General features: G+C 72.6%; 15 protein-coding genes and 1 tRNA gene. 10 read left to right on the top strand and 6 right to left on the bottom strand.

The window, feature by feature from the left end; genetic code table 11:
* Positions 1 to 69: 69 nt before the first annotated feature.
* Positions 70 to 2,730 carry a glycoside hydrolase family 31 protein gene (locus tag ABD236_RS15170; RefSeq protein ID WP_344074166.1) on the top strand — a complete coding sequence of 887 codons (2,661 nt, stop codon included), beginning with the start codon at positions 70 to 72 and terminating at the stop codon, positions 2,728 to 2,730.
* Positions 2,731 to 2,814: 84 nt separating this feature from the next.
* On the opposite strand, the gene ABD236_RS15165 is transcribed toward ABD236_RS15170, so the two are convergent.
* Positions 2,815 to 3,699 (bottom strand): DMT family transporter, encoded by an 885-nt coding sequence (locus tag ABD236_RS15165; RefSeq protein ID WP_344074165.1) that lies wholly within the window; start codon positions 3,697 to 3,699, stop codon positions 2,815 to 2,817.
* Positions 3,696 to 4,595: a phosphatase PAP2 family protein gene (locus ABD236_RS15160; protein ID WP_344074164.1), complete on the bottom strand. Its 900-nt coding sequence runs from the start codon at positions 4,593 to 4,595 to the stop codon at positions 3,696 to 3,698. The genes ABD236_RS15165 and ABD236_RS15160 overlap by 4 nt, the downstream gene beginning before the upstream one ends.
* Positions 4,596 to 4,764: 169 nt before the next feature.
* Between ABD236_RS15160 and ABD236_RS15155 the strand changes: the two genes are divergently transcribed.
* Positions 4,765 to 5,364 (top strand): TetR/AcrR family transcriptional regulator, encoded by a 600-nt coding sequence (locus ABD236_RS15155; protein WP_344074163.1) that lies wholly within the window; start codon positions 4,765 to 4,767, stop codon positions 5,362 to 5,364.
* Positions 5,365 to 5,387: 23 nt separating this feature from the next.
* Here ABD236_RS15155 and ABD236_RS15150 read toward each other — a convergent pair whose 3' ends face one another.
* Positions 5,388 to 6,167, bottom strand: coding sequence for a DeoR/GlpR family DNA-binding transcription regulator (locus tag ABD236_RS15150; protein WP_344074162.1), 780 nt, complete (start codon positions 6,165 to 6,167; stop codon positions 5,388 to 5,390).
* Between the two features lie 146 nt (positions 6,168 to 6,313).
* Here ABD236_RS15150 and ABD236_RS15145 point away from each other — a divergent pair, with 146 nt between their 5' ends.
* The 4 genes from ABD236_RS15145 to ABD236_RS15130 all read left to right on the top strand — a co-directional run bounded on the left by ABD236_RS15145 (position 6,314) and on the right by ABD236_RS15130 (position 10,519).
* Positions 6,314 to 7,198 carry an SIS domain-containing protein gene (locus tag ABD236_RS15145; protein ID WP_344074161.1) on the top strand — a complete coding sequence of 295 codons (885 nt, stop codon included), beginning with the start codon at positions 6,314 to 6,316 and terminating at the stop codon, positions 7,196 to 7,198.
* Positions 7,199 to 7,238: 40 nt separating this feature from the next.
* Positions 7,239 to 8,096 carry a class II fructose-bisphosphate aldolase gene (locus ABD236_RS15140; RefSeq protein WP_344074160.1) on the top strand — a complete coding sequence of 286 codons (858 nt, stop codon included), beginning with the start codon at positions 7,239 to 7,241 and terminating at the stop codon, positions 8,094 to 8,096.
* Positions 8,097 to 8,254: 158 nt separating this feature from the next.
* The gene (locus tag ABD236_RS15135; protein ID WP_344074159.1) at positions 8,255 to 9,475 is read left to right on the top strand and encodes a cytochrome P450; all 1,221 of its coding nucleotides are present in this window, start codon (positions 8,255 to 8,257) and stop codon (positions 9,473 to 9,475) included.
* 270 nt (positions 9,476 to 9,745) lie between these two features.
* Positions 9,746 to 10,519, top strand: coding sequence for a cobalt-precorrin-6A reductase (locus tag ABD236_RS15130; RefSeq protein WP_344074158.1), 774 nt, complete (start codon positions 9,746 to 9,748; stop codon positions 10,517 to 10,519).
* Here ABD236_RS15130 and cobF read toward each other — a convergent pair.
* Positions 10,488 to 11,243 carry a precorrin-6A synthase (deacetylating) gene (gene cobF, locus ABD236_RS15125; RefSeq protein WP_344074157.1) on the bottom strand — a complete coding sequence of 252 codons (756 nt, stop codon included), beginning with the start codon at positions 11,241 to 11,243 and terminating at the stop codon, positions 10,488 to 10,490. The genes ABD236_RS15130 and cobF overlap by 32 nt on opposite strands.
* 81 nt (positions 11,244 to 11,324) lie before the next feature.
* Here cobF and ABD236_RS15120 point away from each other — a divergent pair, with 81 nt between their 5' ends.
* From ABD236_RS15120 to ABD236_RS15110, 3 genes are read left to right on the top strand one after another with little or no spacing between them, the layout of a single operon-like run.
* A complete protein-coding gene (locus ABD236_RS15120; RefSeq protein WP_344074156.1) occupies positions 11,325 to 12,080 on the top strand; it encodes a (Fe-S)-binding protein in 756 nt (251 codons plus the stop codon).
* Positions 12,077 to 13,495 (top strand): LutB/LldF family L-lactate oxidation iron-sulfur protein, encoded by a 1,419-nt coding sequence (locus ABD236_RS15115; protein WP_344074155.1) that lies wholly within the window; start codon positions 12,077 to 12,079, stop codon positions 13,493 to 13,495. The genes ABD236_RS15120 and ABD236_RS15115 overlap by 4 nt, the downstream gene beginning before the upstream one ends.
* A complete protein-coding gene (locus ABD236_RS15110; RefSeq protein WP_344074154.1) occupies positions 13,492 to 14,121 on the top strand; it encodes a LutC/YkgG family protein in 630 nt (209 codons plus the stop codon). Before ABD236_RS15115 ends, ABD236_RS15110 begins: the two co-directional genes overlap by 4 nt.
* Before the next feature lie 47 nt (positions 14,122 to 14,168).
* On the opposite strand, the gene ABD236_RS15105 is transcribed toward ABD236_RS15110, so the two are convergent.
* A complete protein-coding gene (locus ABD236_RS15105) occupies positions 14,169 to 14,645 on the bottom strand; it encodes a DUF309 domain-containing protein (protein WP_344074153.1) in 477 nt (158 codons plus the stop codon).
* A gap of 106 nt (positions 14,646 to 14,751) precedes the next feature.
* On the opposite strand from ABD236_RS15105, the gene ABD236_RS15100 reads away from it, so the two are divergent.
* Positions 14,752 to 14,825 (top strand) — tRNA-Pro (locus ABD236_RS15100).
* Here the strand turns inward: ABD236_RS15100 and ABD236_RS35015 are convergent.
* Positions 14,807 to 15,328, bottom strand: a complete 522-nt coding sequence (locus ABD236_RS35015; protein WP_425543870.1) for a tyrosine-type recombinase/integrase — start codon at positions 15,326 to 15,328, stop codon at positions 14,807 to 14,809. The two genes, ABD236_RS15100 and ABD236_RS35015, sit on opposite strands and share 19 nt — an antisense overlap.
* Between the last annotated feature and the right edge of the window lie 29 nt (positions 15,329 to 15,357).

Here is a 15,357-nt window from a genome sequence, read left to right as displayed (position 1 = left end):
TTCGAAAGCGGCTTCGGCAGCAGCTCGGAAGCGGCTGGCAAGCGGCTCGGTACGAACGGAGAACACTCCTTGCGGAATCTTCGACACCGCCGAGGGAGAGCGGCCGCCGCCGTGCTCGCGGCGGGCGCGCTCACCCTCACCGCGCTCACGGTCCCGGCCGCCTCGGCGGCCGACGCCGCCCCGCCCTCCGGCACCCTCGACGGCGCCTCCACGAGCGTCACCTGGCAGAGCCCGGTCTATCCCAAGGGCACGGTCGGCTCGCCCGACAAGTGCGGCACCCCCGCCGAGGACCCGTCCAACGCCGTCTGCGCCCGCTTCGACCTGACGGTGAACCCACCGGCCGGCGAGTGGGACGACAACCCCGAGGGCGGCGTCCCCGTATCCATCCAGTGGGAGAAGCCCACCGACGACTTCGACCTCTACATCTACGACGCGGCGGGCAGGAAGGTCGCCGAGAGCGCCGGGACCGCCGACCCCGAGGCGACGGTCATCCCCAAGGCCTCCGGCACGTACCACGTGGTCGTCGTCCCCTACGACGTGCACGACAACTCCTTCACGGGCAAGGCCTATCTGCCCGAGGCGAGCGACGCCGGGAACCTCACCGGCTTCTCCGGCGGGCACGGCAGGTACGAGATCGCGGCGGGCGCCCTCAAGGCCCGCGCCGAGTTCTTCGCGGACGACACCCTGCGGCTCCAGGCGTCCCCCGACGGCGTCCTCGCGGACCCGCCGGGCAGCCGTATGATCCAGCACCAGCCCCAGCCGCGCCGGGCCACCAGCTCCTTCGACGCGGGCGCCTACTACGGGATCCGCGCCCAGGAAAGCGTGCTGCGCGTCTACAAGAAGCCCCTGCGGTTCGCGCTCTACAAGGCCGACAACCGCACCGCCGTCTGGCAGGAGGCCGACCCGCTGCGCTGGACCACCGGCGGGCTGCGCCAGAGCCTGGCGCGCGGCGCCACCGAGCAGTTCTTCGGCGGCGGCGAGCAGAACGGCAGCTTCTCCCACCGCGACCAGGTGATGAACGTCGGCAACAACACCAACTGGAACGAGGGCGGCTGGAACAACTCCCAGCCCTTCTACGTCTCCTCGGCCGGCTACGGCGTCTTCCGCAACACCTTCGCGCCCGGCGTCTACGACTTCGGCCCCCGCGTCCGCACCGGCCAGCAGGAACGGCGGCTCGACGCCTACTACTTCACCGGAGATGTGAAGTCCGTGATCGGCAAGTACACCTCGCTGGTGGGCAAGCCGTTCATGCCTCCGGTGTACGGGCTCGAACCCGGCGACTCCGACTGCTATCTGCACAACGCCAACCGGGGTGAGCGGCACACCCTGGACGCGCTGAAGGTCGCCGACGGGTACACCCAGAACCAGATGCCGCTCGGCTGGATGCTGGTCAACGACGGCTATGGCTGCGGCTACGAGAACCTCGCCGAGACCGGCCAGGGCCTCCAGGCGCACAACGCGCAGCTCGGCCTGTGGACCCAGGACGGCCTCGACAAGCTCGCCGAGCAGGTCAAGGCGGGCCAGCGGGTCGCCAAGCTCGACGTCGCCTGGGTCGGCAACGGCTACGGCTTCGCCCTGAACGCCTGCGACCAGGCCAAGGCCGGCATCGAGGACAACAGCGACGCCCGCGGCTTCGTCTGGCTGCCGGTCTCCTGGGCGGGCGCCCAGCGCTGCGGCGTCCTGTGGAGCGGCGACCAGAAGCTGAGCTGGGACTACATCCGCTGGCAGATCCCCACCTATGCGGGCGCCACGCTCTCCGGCATCGCCTACAACACCGGTGACGTCGGCAGCATCTACGCCCACGACCCGAAGATGTACGCCCGCGACCTCCAGTGGAAGGCGTTCCTGCCCGCCATCATGACCATGGACGGCTGGTCGAGCGACCTCACCACGCACAAGCCGCACGACCAGCAGCCCTGGCTGGACGGCGAGCCGTACACCTCCATCAACCGCAAGTACCTCCAGCTCAAGGAGCGGCTCATCCCGTACATGTACGGGCTCTCCAAGGAAGCCACGAAGACCGGAGTCGGCGCGGTCCGCCCGCTCTCCCTGGAGTACCCGGACGACCCGAACACACTGGGGCCGAACGCCAAGTACGAGTTCCTGGCGGGCCCGGACTTCCTGGTCGCCCCGGTCTACAGCGACACGGAGGTGCGCGACGGCATCTACCTGCCCAAGGGCACCTGGACCGACTACTGGACGGGCAAGACCTACCAGGGTCCGACCACGCTCAACGGCTACAAGGCGCCGCTCGACACCCTGCCGCTGTTCGTCAAGGGCGGCTCCATCGTGCCGATGTGGCCCAAGGGCACCCTGTCCTGGCAGACCCGCGACAAGGCCGAGCTGGACTACGACATCTACCCGCGGACGGGGACGTCCTCCTACACGCTGTACGAGGACGACGGCGTGACCCGGCAGTTCGCCCAGGGCGCCTCGGCCACCCAGCAGGTCCGGGTGCACTCGGCGGGCCGCGCCTCGGTCATCGAGGTCGGCCCCAGCGTGGGCAGCTACACGGGCAAGCCCTCGACGCGCGCGTACCGCTTCACGGTGCACGCCGGGTCCGCACCCGGCGTCGTCGCGGCGGGCGGCCAGCGGCTGCACCGCTACGGCTCCGCCGAGGAGCTGTCGGAGGCGGGATCGGGGTGGTTCTACGACGCCAGGACGGGCGTGACCGAGGTGAAGACGGCCTCGGTCCCGACCGCGCACGGCTTCACGGTCACGCTCGCCTGACCTGACCTGACCTGACCTGACCGAAAGGGAAAGCAGGGGCCGCACCGGAATCCCGGTGCGGCCCCTGCCGGATGTATGTGTCGCTCAGACCGGCACCCGCGCCGGCTCCGGGGCGCGTGGCGCCGGGACCTGCGGGGGCTCCGCGCCGGTCAGCATGAGCACGCCGCGGGCGGCGACACCCGCCGCCACCGCCGCGGTCAGCCAGCCCAGCGGCCCGCCGTGGAAGCGCTCGCCGAGCAGCGCCACGCCGATCACCGCGGCCGCCGCCGGGTTGGCGAGGTTCACCACGGCGAGCGGCGCCGCGAGTCCGCCCCGGAACGCGGCCTGCGAGAGCAGCAGCCCGCCCACCGCGAACGCCGCCACGAGCACGGCCAGCAGGGTCGTCTGCCACCAGGCCATCGGGCCGCCCGGCAGCTCCCGGGCGAGCGAGGCGGTGACGGTCTGGGTGAGCGCGGAGGCCACGCCCGAGGCGACGCCGGAGGCGGTGGCGTGGCCGAGGCCGACGCGGCCCGAGCCCGCACCGGCCCGGGACGCCGCCGCGATCAGGAGCGCGGTGGCCGCCGCGACCGCGAGACCCTCCCGCAGGCTCAGCGCGTCCCCGGGCGTCGCGGGCCCGGTCAGCGCGATCAGACCGGTGAGCCCCGCCAGCGTCCAGGCGGCGCCGCGCCACTCGCGCCGGGTCACCCGGCGCCGCTGGTAGTACGCGCCGATCGGCAGCGCCGCCACCAGCGTCAGCGCGCCCAGCGGCTGGACCAGGGTGAGCGGGCCGTAGTGCAGGGCCGCGACGTGCATCAGGGCGCCCGCCGCGTTGAGCCCGACGGCCCACCACCACTGGGGGCGGGCGAGCAGCGCGGCCAGCCCGCCGCCCCCGCTGGCGGTGGCCAGCCGGGACTGGGCGACGGCGGCGAGGGCGTAGCCCGCGGCCGAGGCGAGCGAGAGCAGGACGGCGAGGACCGCGGACTCGTTCATCGCAGCGCCTCCGCGAGCCGCGGCGCGTCGGCCGTCTCGGGGGAGCCCGTGCGCCCGGAGGTCAGGGCAGACTCCGGGGCACGGGCGGTCAGGGGTGCCACGGCGGGCCGGGGCGCGGGGGCCCGGGGCACGTCCGCGGCGACGGCGCGGCCTTCCCGTACCGGCTTGGGACGCGGTACGAGGTACAGGGCGGCGCCGAGCAGGGCGGTGGCGACGAGCGCGTCCAGCCAGTAGTGGTTGGCGGTGCCGACGATCACCAGCAGGGTGAGGACCGGGTGCAGCAGCCACAGCCACCGCCACCGGCCGCGGGTCGCCGCGATCAGGCCGATGGCGACCATCAGCGCCCACCCGAAGTGCAGCGAGGGCATCGCCGCGAACTGGTTGGCCATGGTGTCGGTGTCCGGTGTCGCCGCGTACACCGACGGCCCGTACACCTGCGCGGTGTCGACGAGACCGGCCGCCGCGAGCATGCGCGGGGGCGCCAGCGGCAGCAGGACGTGCAGGGCGAGCGCGGCCGTGGTCACCAGGGCCAGGACCCGGCGGGACCAGAGGTAGTGGGCGGGCCGGCGGACGTACAGCCACACCAGGAAGGCGACCGTCGCGGGGAAGTGGACGGTGGCGTAGAAGGTGTTGGCCACACGGATCAGCGTGTCGTCGTGGAGCAGCAGGCCCTGCACCGCGCCCTCGCCGGGCAGACGCAGGGCGCGCTCCCAGTCCCAGACGCGGTCGGCGTTGTGGAAGGCGCGGGTCTCGTGCCCGTTCGCCAGCTGACGGCCGAACTTGTAGACGACGAAGAGCGCGGTGACGAGCAGCAGCTCGCGCACCAGGGGCGGCCGGGGGGTACCGGTCGTCTCCGGTCCGGTGGGACGAATCCCCGGACGTATACCGGCAGCCATTCTCCGGCCCCTCTGAGACGAGAAATCGAGCAGAAATCGGACAAGCAAACGTAGGAAGGCTAGATCGGCTTTCATCGAGACGCAAACGTCTCGATACGTTTGCGTCTCGGTTGAGCGGGGCCTACTCTCGTACGTGCAGGAGCACTGCCCCACGCACCGGAGGGACGCGATGTCCACGCAGGCCGCGACGGCCGCCGCCCGCCGCAGCAAGATCAGCCCCGAACGGGAGCTGGAGCTGTACGAGGCGGTGCTCGACCTGCTGCGCGAGGGCGGCTACGACGCCGTGACCATGGAGGGCGTCGCCGCGCGCACCAAGTGCGGCAAGGCCACGCTCTACCGCCAGTGGAAGTCCAAGCCGGTCCTGGTCACGGCGGCGCTCGGGGCGAGCCGCTGCTCGTTCTTCACCGGGATCGACACGGGCACGCTCGCGGGCGACCTGCGTGAGGCCGCTCGCGCCGCGTCGCGCCGCAAGGGCCGCGACACCGAGCTGATGGAGGCCGTGGGCCAGGCCTATGTGATGCACCCCGATCTGCGCGAGGCGCTGCGCGAGACGGTCCTGAACCCGGAGATCGCGGCGCTCGACGCGATGCTGCGGCGCGGGGTGGAGCGCGGCGAGCTGGCGCCGGACAACCGCGCGATCGACTTCGTGGCCCCCGCGTTCATGGGCGTCCTGCGGGTGGAACGCCTCTTCGAGGACCGATTCACCCAGACGGAGACCCTGCCGGAGTTTTTGGAGGCGGTCATCCTTCCGGCGCTGGGCTTGGGCTGACGCCTGAGACGGACAAGCACGCCTCAGACGGCGAGCACCGTGACGCCCGCCTCGGTGAACCGCTCGACCGTCTCGTCGGAGACACCCGAATCCGTCACCAGCGTCCCCACCTGACCCGTCGAACAGATCCGCGCGAACGTCCGCCGCCCCAACTTCGTGGAGTCCGCCGCGACGACCACCCGCTCCGCCCGCTCGCAGAGCAACCGGTTGATCCCCGCCTCGTCCTCGTCGTGCGCCGTGGCCCCGTGCGCCACGTCGAACGCGCCGACCCCGAGCACCGCCACATCCATGGTGATCTGGTTCAGCACGCCCCCGGCCAGCGGCCCGGTGAGCTCGTACGACTGCGGCCGGGCCACCCCACCCGTGACCACGATCTTGAACTGAGGCCGTACCGCCAGCTCGTTGGCGATGTTCAGGGCGTTCGTCACGATCGTCAACGCCGGTGATCCCGAGGCGAGTTCGGGCCGCACCGCGAGCGCCCGGGCCACCTCCGTGGTCGTGGTGCCGCCGGTGAGGCCCACCGCCTCGCCGGGCGCGATCAGATCCGCCACGGCCTTGGCGATGCGCTGCTTCTCGGAGGCCTGGCGGGCCGTCTTGTAGCGCAGCGGCAGCTCGTACGACACACCGTGGACGACCGCGCCCCCGCGCGTACGGACCAGCATCTGCTGCTCGGCGAGCTGGTCGAAGTCGCGGCGGATGGTGGCGGCGGACACCCCGAGCGCCGTCGCCGCCTCCTCGACGTCCAGTCGGCCCTGCTCCACGAGCAGTTCAAGGAGTGCCTGCCAGCGGGCGTCGCGCGACATCCGGATCCTCTTCTCTCCCGTACGCGTGTGCGCACCTCACCGCCGTCACCGTCAGTGATGACTTTAACCCACCCGTGAATGCTTGATTGTGCTTGAAAGCTAGCTATATTTTGCAGAAACACGCATCCAAGTGGTGGGAGCCCGGCATGAGCCACGTCGAGAACGAACTCAGCAGCCAGCCCGAGTGCTGGAAGCGCGCCGCCGAGCTGGCGGTGCACCACAAGGACGCCCTGCCCGCGCCGGGCGAGCGGGTCGCGATCGTCGGCTGCGGCACCTCGCTGTTCATGGCCCAGGCCGCCGCCGCGCTGCGCGAGGGCGCGGGCCAGGGCGAGACCGACGCCTTCGCCGCGTCCGAGTACCCGGCCGGCCGCTCCTACGACCGGGTGGTCGCCCTCACCCGCTCCGGCACCACCACCGAGGTCCTCGAACTCCTCGCGGCGGTGCGCGGCGGCGCCCGTACCACCGCGATCACGGCCGATCCCGAGACCCCGGTGATGCGGGCCGCCGACGACGTCGTGGTCCTGGAGTTCGCCGACGAGGAGTCGGTCGTCCAGACCCGCTTCGCCACCACCGCGCTCACCCTGCTCCGCGCCCACCTCGGCCTGCACACCGAACAGGCCGTCGCCGACGCGCGCACCGCGCTGGCCGAGCCGCTGCCCGAAGGGCTGGTCGGACGCGGCCAGTTCACGTTCCTGGGGCGCGGCTGGACCGTCGGGCTCGCCCAGGAGGCCGCGCTGAAGATGCGCGAGGCGTCCCTGTCGTGGACCGAGGCGTACCCCGCGATGGAGTACCGCCACGGCCCGATCAGTATCTCCACCGACACCACGGCCACCTGGATGTTCGGCGAGGCCCCGGACGGCCTCGCCGAGCAGGTGCGCGCCACCGGGGCCCAGTGGGTGGCCGGGCACCTCGACCCCTTGGCCGAGCTCGTCCGGGCACAGCGGCTCGCGGTCGCCGTCGCGGCCGCCCGGGGCCTGGACCCGGACCGCCCGCGCCACCTCACCCGCTCGGTGATCCTCGACGGCTCCTGAAGCACCCGTACGCACACAGGAACAGGACAGGGGAAGCACGATGCCACTCGCCCAGACCGGGGCCCTGGTCACCGAAGCCGCCGCCAAGCGCGGCGCCGTCGCCGCCTTCAACATCATCACGCTGGAGCACGCCGAGGCCGTCATCGCCGGGGCCGAGGCGGCGCACTCGCCGGTCGTCCTCCAGATCAGCGAGAACGCGGTGAAGTTCCGCTACGGCCGGGTGCTGCCGCTCGCCCGGGCCGCCGTCGCGGCCGCCGAGGCCGCCGCCGTACCGGTGGCGCTCCACCTCGACCACGTCAAGCGCGACGACCTGCTGCGGCAGGCGGCCGACGCCGGGTTCAGCTCGGTGATGTACGACGGCGGCCATCTGCCGTACGACCAGAACCTCGCCGCGACGCGGGCCGCCGCTGATTGGGCGCACACCCAGGGCCTGTGGATCGAGGCCGAACTGGGCGAGGTCGGCGGCAAGAACGGGCAGCCGCCGCTGGACGCGCACGCGCCCGGCGCCCGCACCGACCCCGAGGAGGCGCGCGCCTTCGTCGCCGAGTCGGGCGTCGACGCGCTCGCCGTCGCCATCGGCAACACCCACGCCATGACCACCCGCACGGCCGCGCTCGACCACGCTCTGCTGGGGCGCCTCGACGCGGCGCTGCACGTCCCGCTGGTCCTCCACGGCTCCTCGGGCGTCCCCGACGACGAGCTGTCGGCGGCGGTCGCGGGCGGGATGGCGAAGATCAACATCGGTACGGCGCTGAACATCGCCATGACCGACGCGATCCGTGCCTATCTCGCCGCCCACCCGGAGGCGGTGGACGCCCGCAGCTATCTGACGGTCGGGCGGCAGGCGATGGTGCAGGCGGTCACCCGGCTGATCGGGGTGCTCACCACCGAGGCCTGACGCGCGCGGCGCGGCCGCCGGGCCCCCTTCCCCGGACCCGGCGGCCGCGTGCCGCGCGGACTGTGCCCGGCCGGAAAACCTGAGCCCCCCGCACCCCGGGCACTTCCGGCCCTACCGGTGCTCTTCCGCCATGCGGCTGCTTCGTACACGATGAGCCTGTGGACAGGCATGAGCACGCACGGCTCGACGCGTTCCAGCGCGACCCCTATCCGCACTACGCGCGCGCCCGCCGCGCCGAGGGGCTGACCTTCGTCCCCGAGCTGGACGCCTGGCTGGTCGCGCGCGACGCCGACGTACGGGAGGTGCTGCGCCGCCCCGAGGCGTTCTCCTCGGCGAACGCGCTGCGCCCCGACGTGATCCCCGGCCCCGCCGTCCTCGCCGAGCTCGGCTTCGGCTTCGGCGGCCGCCCCGTCGTGGTCACCTCGGACGGGCCCCGGCACCAGCGGCTGCGCGCACCCATCGTGAAGGGACTCTCCGCCGCCCGGGTCGCCGCCGTACTGCCGTACGCCACCGAGCGCGCGACCGCCCTCGTCGAGTCGTTCGCCGCGCGCGGGCGGGTGGAGCTGATGGGGGAGTACGCCACGGTGCTGCCCGGGGACGTCATCGGGCGGCTGATCGGGCTGGACGCTAAGGACGTGCCGGTGGCGGTACGCGGCGGGAACCGCGCGGAGGAGCTGCTGTTCCGGCCGCTGGAGGAGTCCGAGCAGATCGCGGCGGCGCGGGACGTGGTGACCATGCAGCAGCTGCTCGACACATATGTACGGGCGAGACGCGCCCAGCCGCGCGACGACCTCTGCACGGCCCTGCTGACGGCGCTGGCCCCGGGCACCGGTGAGCTGACCCTGGAGGAGCGCCACGAACTGGTGGCCCACCTCCAGAACTTCCTCCTGGCCGGCCATCTGACGACGACGGCGCAGATCGGTACGACCGTGCTGCATCTGCTGCGCCACCGCCCGCAGTGGGAGCTCCTCTGCGAGAAGCCGGAGCTGATTCCCGCGGCGATCGAGGAGGCGGCGCGTTACGACTCGGCGCTCCAGGGTTTCCGGCGCATCACGACCCGGCCGGTGCTGCTGTCCGGGACCGAGCTGCCCACGGGCGCCTCCGTCTTCGTCGCGTTCGGCTCGGCGAACCGCGACGCGCGGCGCCACGACCGGCCGGACGTGTTCGACATCACCCGCCCGCCCTCCCGCCACCTGGCCTTCGGCCACGGGGCCCACAGCTGCCCCGGCTCGCAACTGGCCCGAGAGCAACTCCGCCTGACCATCCACCTCCTGACCACCCACTACCCCACCCTGCGCCTGACGTCCCCGTCCGCCCCGGTCCCGATGCACCCCACCCTGATCCACCGATCACCGGAGTCCTTGGACGTGGAGTGGTAACGCGCTCTGGGCCCGGCCTTTGTCTGCGGCTGAGTGGCGGGTTGCTCGCGCAGTTCCCCGCGCCCCTTAGGTAGTCGGCCGCAGCCGCAGCACTGAGCTCAGCCGCAGGCGGGTTCAGGGGCGCGGGGAACTGCGCGACCAGCCCCCACCGGGCCGCAGACGAACGCGCAGCGGGGGCGCAGCCCCGCCCGAGGGGCCCGGGGGCCCGCCACCCACCCACCCCCGGAGGGATGAGGGAACGGGGCGGGGTGGGGAAACTATCCTCGCCCCATGCCCACCCCGCACGCCCTGATCCTCGGCGGCACCGCAGAAGCCCGAGCCCTGGCCACCGCGCTCACCGCCGCCGGCACCCGCGTCACCACCGCCCTCGCCGGCCGCGTCAGCACGCCGAGGCCCGTCCCCGGCGAGCTCAGGATCGGCGGCTTCGGCGGCCCGCAGGGCCTCGCGGCATGGATGCGGGAACACCACGTCACCGCACTCCTCGACGCCACCCACCCCTTCGCCCACCGCATCAGCGAGAACGCCGCCGAAGCCGCCCGCAACACCGGCGTCGAGCTCATCGCCCTGCGCCGCCCGGGCTGGACCCCCGGCCCGGGCGACCGCTGGCACAGCGCGGGCTCGCTCGACGAGGCCGCCGCCCTGCTGCCCGCCCTCGGCCGAAGGGCCTTCCTCGCCACCGGCCGCCTGGGCCTCCAGGCCTTCGTACCCCGGGAGGAAGCCGTCTGGTTCCTCATACGGTCGGTCGAGCCGCCACAGCCGCCCACCCCCCGCCACTGCCAAGTCGTCCTCGACCGGGGCCCGTTCACCCTCGAAGGCGAGCGCCGGCTCCTGCGGGAGCACCGCATCGACGTGCTCGTCACCAAGGACAGCGGCGGCCCCGCCACCGCCGCCAAGCTCACCGCCGCCCGCGAGCTGGGGCTGCCGGTCGTGGTCGTGCGGCGGCCCGACCCGCCCGCCGGGGTCACCACCGCCCCGGACGTGGCGAGCGTCCTCGCACTGCTCAGCGCGCTGCTCAGCCCCGGCGCAGCAGATAGGTGTCCATGATCCACCCCTTGCGCTCCCGCGCCGCCGCCCGCAGCTCCTCGATCCGGTCGCAGACCTCCGACAGCCGCCCCTGGACCAGGATCTCGTCCGGAGTGCCGACGTACGCGCCCCAGTAGATGTACAGGTCCTGGTCGAGATGGCGGGTGAAGGCCTGACGGGCGTCCAGCATCACCACCACGTCGTCGACCCCCTCCGGCCAGCCCTCCGCGAGCCGCCGCCCGGTGGTGATCTGCACCGGCCGGGCCACCCGGTTCAGCCCCGTGCGGTGCTTGGCCAGGAGCGCCGAGACGCTGCTGATGCCGGGCACCACCTCGTACGCGAACGAGACCGCGCCCCGCTCCAGGATCTCCTCCAGGATGCCTAGCGTGGAGTCGTACAGCGCCGGGTCGCCCCACACCAGGAACGCCCCGCACTCGTCCTCGGCCAGGTCGTCCACGATGAACCGCTCATAGAGGTCGGCCCGGCGGCGGCGCCAGTCGTCGACGGCGGGCGAGTAGTCCGATGTCTTGCGGTCGCGCTCGGGGTCCCGCGCCTCGACGAGCCGGTACGGGCGACCGGTGACGTGCGCGTCGAGGATGTCCCTGCGCAGCCGCGTCAGATCGGACTTCTCCTCGCCCTTCTCCATGATGAAGAAGGCATCCGCCTTGTTCAGCGCCTTGACGGCCTGGAGCGTCAGATGGTCGGGGTCGCCCGCCCCGATGCCGATCACATAGATCTTTCTCACGGCCCCGAGTCTGCCGCATCCGTGCGACGGCGCGAACAGCGAGGCCTACCGGGGCCGTCGGGCACCGCCTATCCTCCGACCATGCGTGTCGCACTCTTCGTCACCTGCGTCAATGACGCGGTGTACCCGGCCACGGGCATCGCGACGGTGAGACTCCTCGAACGCCTCGGCGTGGAGGTCGGCTTCCCACCCGGCCAGACGTGCTGCGGACAGGCGCAGTTCAACACCGGCTACCGCCGTGAGACCGAGCCGCTGGTGCGCCGGATGGGCAAGGTGTTCGAGGGGTACGACCATGTGGTCACCCCCTCCGGATCCTGCGCGGCGATGGTCCGCGACAACTACCCGCGCATCGCCCGCAAGGCCGCCGCCGAGGGCCGGGGCGCGGAGCTCGGTGAGGTCGCGGACTCGCTGGTCCCGCGTATGTACGAGCTCTCCGAGTTCCTGGTGGACGTCCTCGGCGTCACGGACGTCGGCGCGTACTTCCCGTACACCGTCACGTATCACCCGTCCTGTCACGGTCTGCGCATACTGGGGCTCGGGGACCGGCCGCGCCGCCTCCTGGAGGCGGTCAAGGGCCTGGAGCTGCGGGAACTGCCCGGCGCCGACGAGTGCTGCGGCTTCGGCGGCACCTTCGCCCTCAAGAACCCGGACGTCTCGGCGGCCATGGGCACCGACAAGGCGGACAGCGCGCTCAGCACCGGCGCCGAGGTGCTCTGCGGCGCCGACAGCTCCTGTCTGATGCACCTGGGCGGCATCCTGCGCCGCAGGGGCGACACCCTGCGGCCCCTGCACCTCGCCGAGATCCTGGCCAGTACGGAAGCGGAGCCCTACGTATGAGCGGCACCTTCGTCGGTATGCCGGCCTTCCCCGTGGCGGCCAGGGGCGCGGTCCACGACACCACCCTGCGCGCCAACCTCCGCCACGCCACCCACACCATCCGCGACAAACGCGCCAGAGCGGTCGCCGAGCTCGCCGACTGGCAGCAGCTGCGCGAGGCCGGCCGCCGGATCAAGGACCACACCCTGCGCCATCTCGACCGCCATCTGGTGCGGTTGGAGGAGTCCGTCGTACGCGCCGGGGGCACCGTCCACTGGGCCGCCGACGCCGACGAGGCCAACCGCATCGTCGTGGACCTGGTCAGGGCGACGGGCGAGCGCGAGGTCGTCAAGGTCAAGTCGATGGCCACCCAGGAGATCGGCCTCAACGAGGCCCTGGCCGCCGAGGGCGTCCGCGCGTACGAGACCGACCTGGCCGAACTGATCGTGCAGCTCGGCCACGACCGTCCGTCCCACATCCTGGTCCCGGCGATCCACCGCAACCGGGCCGAGATCCGGGACATCTTCCAGGAGGAGATGGGGAAGTGGGGCCGCCCGGCCCCGGACGGTCTGACCGACACCCCCGCCGAGCTGGCCGAGGCGGCGCGGCTGCATCTGCGCGAGAAGTTCCTGCGTGCCAAGGTCGGTGTCTCCGGCGCGAACTTCATGGTCGCCGAGACCGGCACCCTCGTCGTCCTGGAGTCCGAGGGCAACGGCCGGATGTGCCTGACCCTGCCCGAGACGCTGATCTCCGTCGTCGGCATCGAGAAGGTGGTCCCCACCTGGCGGGACCTGGAGGTCTTCCTCCAGACGCTGCCGCGCTCCTCCACCGCCGAGCGGATGAACCCGTACACCAGCATGTGGACGGGCACCACGGACGGCGACGGCCCCTCCGCCTTCCACCTGGTCCTGCTCGACAACGGCCGCACCGACACCCTCGCCGACGAGGTGGGCCGACAGGCGCTGCGCTGCATCCGCTGCTCGGCGTGCCTCAATGTCTGCCCGGTGTACGAACGGGCCGGCGGCCATGCGTACGGCTCGGTCTACCCCGGCCCCATCGGCGCGATCCTCAGCCCCCAACTGCGCGGCACCACCAGCGAGATCGACGCCTCGCTCCCGTACGCCTCCTCGCTCTGCGGCGCGTGCTACGAGGTGTGCCCGGTCGCCATCGACATCCCCGAGGTGCTGGTCCACCTGCGGGAGCGCGTGGCGGAGCGGGGCGGCAAGGGGCACCGGCTGGAGAAGGCGGCGATGAAGGCGGCGAGCTGGGCGATGGACCGCCCGGCGGTGCTGGCGGCGGCGGAGCGGGCGGCGACCCGGACCCGCCGCCTCCACCCGAAGAACCCACCGGGCGCGACAGCGTGGACCGCGAGCCGCGCCCTGCCGGAGCTGCCGGAGCAGTCGTTCCGGGACTGGTGGAAGGACAGCGGCCGATGAACTCGCGCGAGCGTATCCTGGCCCGCGTCCGCACGGCCGTGGCCGACGCCCCCGAGGCGCCCGCCCCCGCCCGGGACTATCTGACCAGCCACACCGCGGACGATCCGGACACCGTGCTCGACCTGCTGCACGAGAACCTGGCCGACTACCGGGCGATCGTGCACCGCACGGACCCCGCCGCCCTGCCGGCGCTGCTCGGGCGGCTGCTCGCCGAGCGCGGCGCGGCCACGGTCCTGGTGCCGCCCGCGCTGCCGCCCCACTGGCTGAGCGCCGCCGAACCCGTACGCGTCCAGGACATGCCCGGGGCCACGGCCGCCGAACTCGACCAGGTGGACAGCGTGGTGACCGGCTGCGCGCTCGCCATCGCGGAGACCGGCACCCTGGTCCTGGACGGCGGCCCGGACCAGGGCCGCCGCCGCATCACCCTGATCCCGGACCACCACATCTGCGTCGTACGGGTACCGGACCAGGTGGTGGCGTCGGTCCCGCAGGCCATGGCACGGCTCGATCCGACCCGACCGCTGACCTGGATCTCGGGCCCGTCCGCGACGAGCGACATCGAACTGGACCGGGTGGAGGGGGTGCACGGGCCGAGAAGGCTGGAGGTGGTGCTGCTCGGCGACTGAAGCCCGTGCCTGCCCTCAGCCCGTGAGCCTGTCAGCCCGTGAGCCCGTCAGCCCGTGAGCCGGGGCGCCTCGGTCGCCGCGTCGACCGGCCCCGGCAGCCGGTCGGTCAGCTCATGGGCCCACGCCATGAGCCCCTTCAGATCGATCCCGTACAGCGGAATCCCCACATACCGCCCCAGCGAGTCCGCGCCCCGGGACAGCAGCGCGGAGCCGCCCTTCGCGTTGCCGCGCGCGGCATGGGTGAGCCCGACGGCGAGCTGCGCGAGCCCGCGCCACAGCTCGGCCTCGCTCTGCGGCCCCGACTTCCAGGCGTCCTCGAACACCTCGTGCGCGTGGAACGGCATCCCCGCGTCGAGCAGCCGCTGCGCCTCCCGCACGGTCTCCTGCGGCGAGCGCACGACCCCTTCGGGCTGGCGGTCGACTCCGGGCACCCCATAGGGCAACGGCCGCCCCAGCCCGTCCCTGGGCCGCGCGTTGCGCGCCCGCCCCTCGGCGTCCCGGTCCCGGCGCGAAGAAGTCTCCATGCGCCCATTGTCCCCCGCCGTCGCTCCCCGTACCGGAACACCGCCCTGAGTGAGGTATGGTTCTCATGCACGACCGGCCAGGGGAAACCCCAGGTCAGACGGGCACCGGGACGTGGCGCAGCTTGGTAGCGCACTTGACTGGGGGTCAAGGGGTCGCAGGTTCAAATCCTGTCGTCCCGACTCTGCTTTTCGCAGGTCGGAGGCCGTTCTCTCGTGAGTGAGAGGACGGCCTTTCGTGTGTCCGGGGCCAGGGGGGTCGCACGTCCAGGCTGCGGCCGGTCCGCTGCGGCGCAGAAGGCCGGCGGCGCGGGGGAGCGGAGTGCGCCGGGGGCATCGCGGAGCTGGCGGATGTGGTCGCGTGGTGGTCGCAGCCACGCCGGACGGCTCCCTTTGGGATCGGTGGTCCGGGCCCTGGTGAGGGTCCGGTCGATGACGTCCACGGCTTCGCGGGCTGCCTGCCGGGTGAGGTGGCTGTAGATATTCGCGGTGGTCGACAGGGTCCAGTGCCGGAGAGTCTTGGAGACTACGGTGAGCGTCACGCCGGCGGTGATCGTGATCGTCGCTGCCAGGCGGCGCAGGTCGTGGACGGTGATCCGCGGGACGCAGGCTTTCTCGGACAGCTGATGGAGCCGGTCGAGGACGTGGTGCGGTGCGAGCGGTCGCCCGTCGGTTCGGCGGAACACGAGACCTGCGAACAGGCAGTCAGGATCAG

The organism is Streptomyces crystallinus (assembly GCF_039521265.1).
Taxonomy (GTDB): domain Bacteria; phylum Actinomycetota; class Actinomycetes; order Streptomycetales; family Streptomycetaceae; genus Streptomyces; species Streptomyces crystallinus.
Note: the sequence above shows the minus strand (reverse complement) of the source record. Positions and strands in the feature narration are given on the sequence as shown.

Excerpts from the sequence above, each read along its gene's own strand:
- ABD236_RS15115 (WP_344074155.1), top strand. The coding sequence starts at position 12,077 with ATGAGCGGCACCTTCGTCGGTATGCCGGCCTTCCCCGTGGCGGCCAGG.
- ABD236_RS15130 (WP_344074158.1), top strand. The coding sequence starts at position 9,746 with ATGCCCACCCCGCACGCCCTGATCCTCGGCGGCACCGCAGAAGCCCGA.
- ABD236_RS15150 (WP_344074162.1), bottom strand. The coding sequence starts at position 6,167 with ATGTCGCGCGACGCCCGCTGGCAGGCACTCCTTGAACTGCTCGTGGAG.
- ABD236_RS15120 (WP_344074156.1), top strand. The coding sequence starts at position 11,325 with ATGCGTGTCGCACTCTTCGTCACCTGCGTCAATGACGCGGTGTACCCG.
- ABD236_RS15105 (WP_344074153.1), bottom strand. The coding sequence starts at position 14,645 with ATGGAGACTTCTTCGCGCCGGGACCGGGACGCCGAGGGGCGGGCGCGC.
- ABD236_RS15145 (WP_344074161.1), top strand. The coding sequence starts at position 6,314 with ATGAGCCACGTCGAGAACGAACTCAGCAGCCAGCCCGAGTGCTGGAAG.
- ABD236_RS15165 (WP_344074165.1), bottom strand. The coding sequence starts at position 3,699 with ATGAACGAGTCCGCGGTCCTCGCCGTCCTGCTCTCGCTCGCCTCGGCC.
- ABD236_RS15160 (WP_344074164.1), bottom strand. The coding sequence starts at position 4,595 with ATGGCTGCCGGTATACGTCCGGGGATTCGTCCCACCGGACCGGAGACG.
- ABD236_RS15110 (WP_344074154.1), top strand. The coding sequence starts at position 13,492 with ATGAACTCGCGCGAGCGTATCCTGGCCCGCGTCCGCACGGCCGTGGCC.
- ABD236_RS15155 (WP_344074163.1), top strand. The coding sequence starts at position 4,765 with ATGTCCACGCAGGCCGCGACGGCCGCCGCCCGCCGCAGCAAGATCAGC.
- ABD236_RS15140 (WP_344074160.1), top strand. The coding sequence starts at position 7,239 with ATGCCACTCGCCCAGACCGGGGCCCTGGTCACCGAAGCCGCCGCCAAG.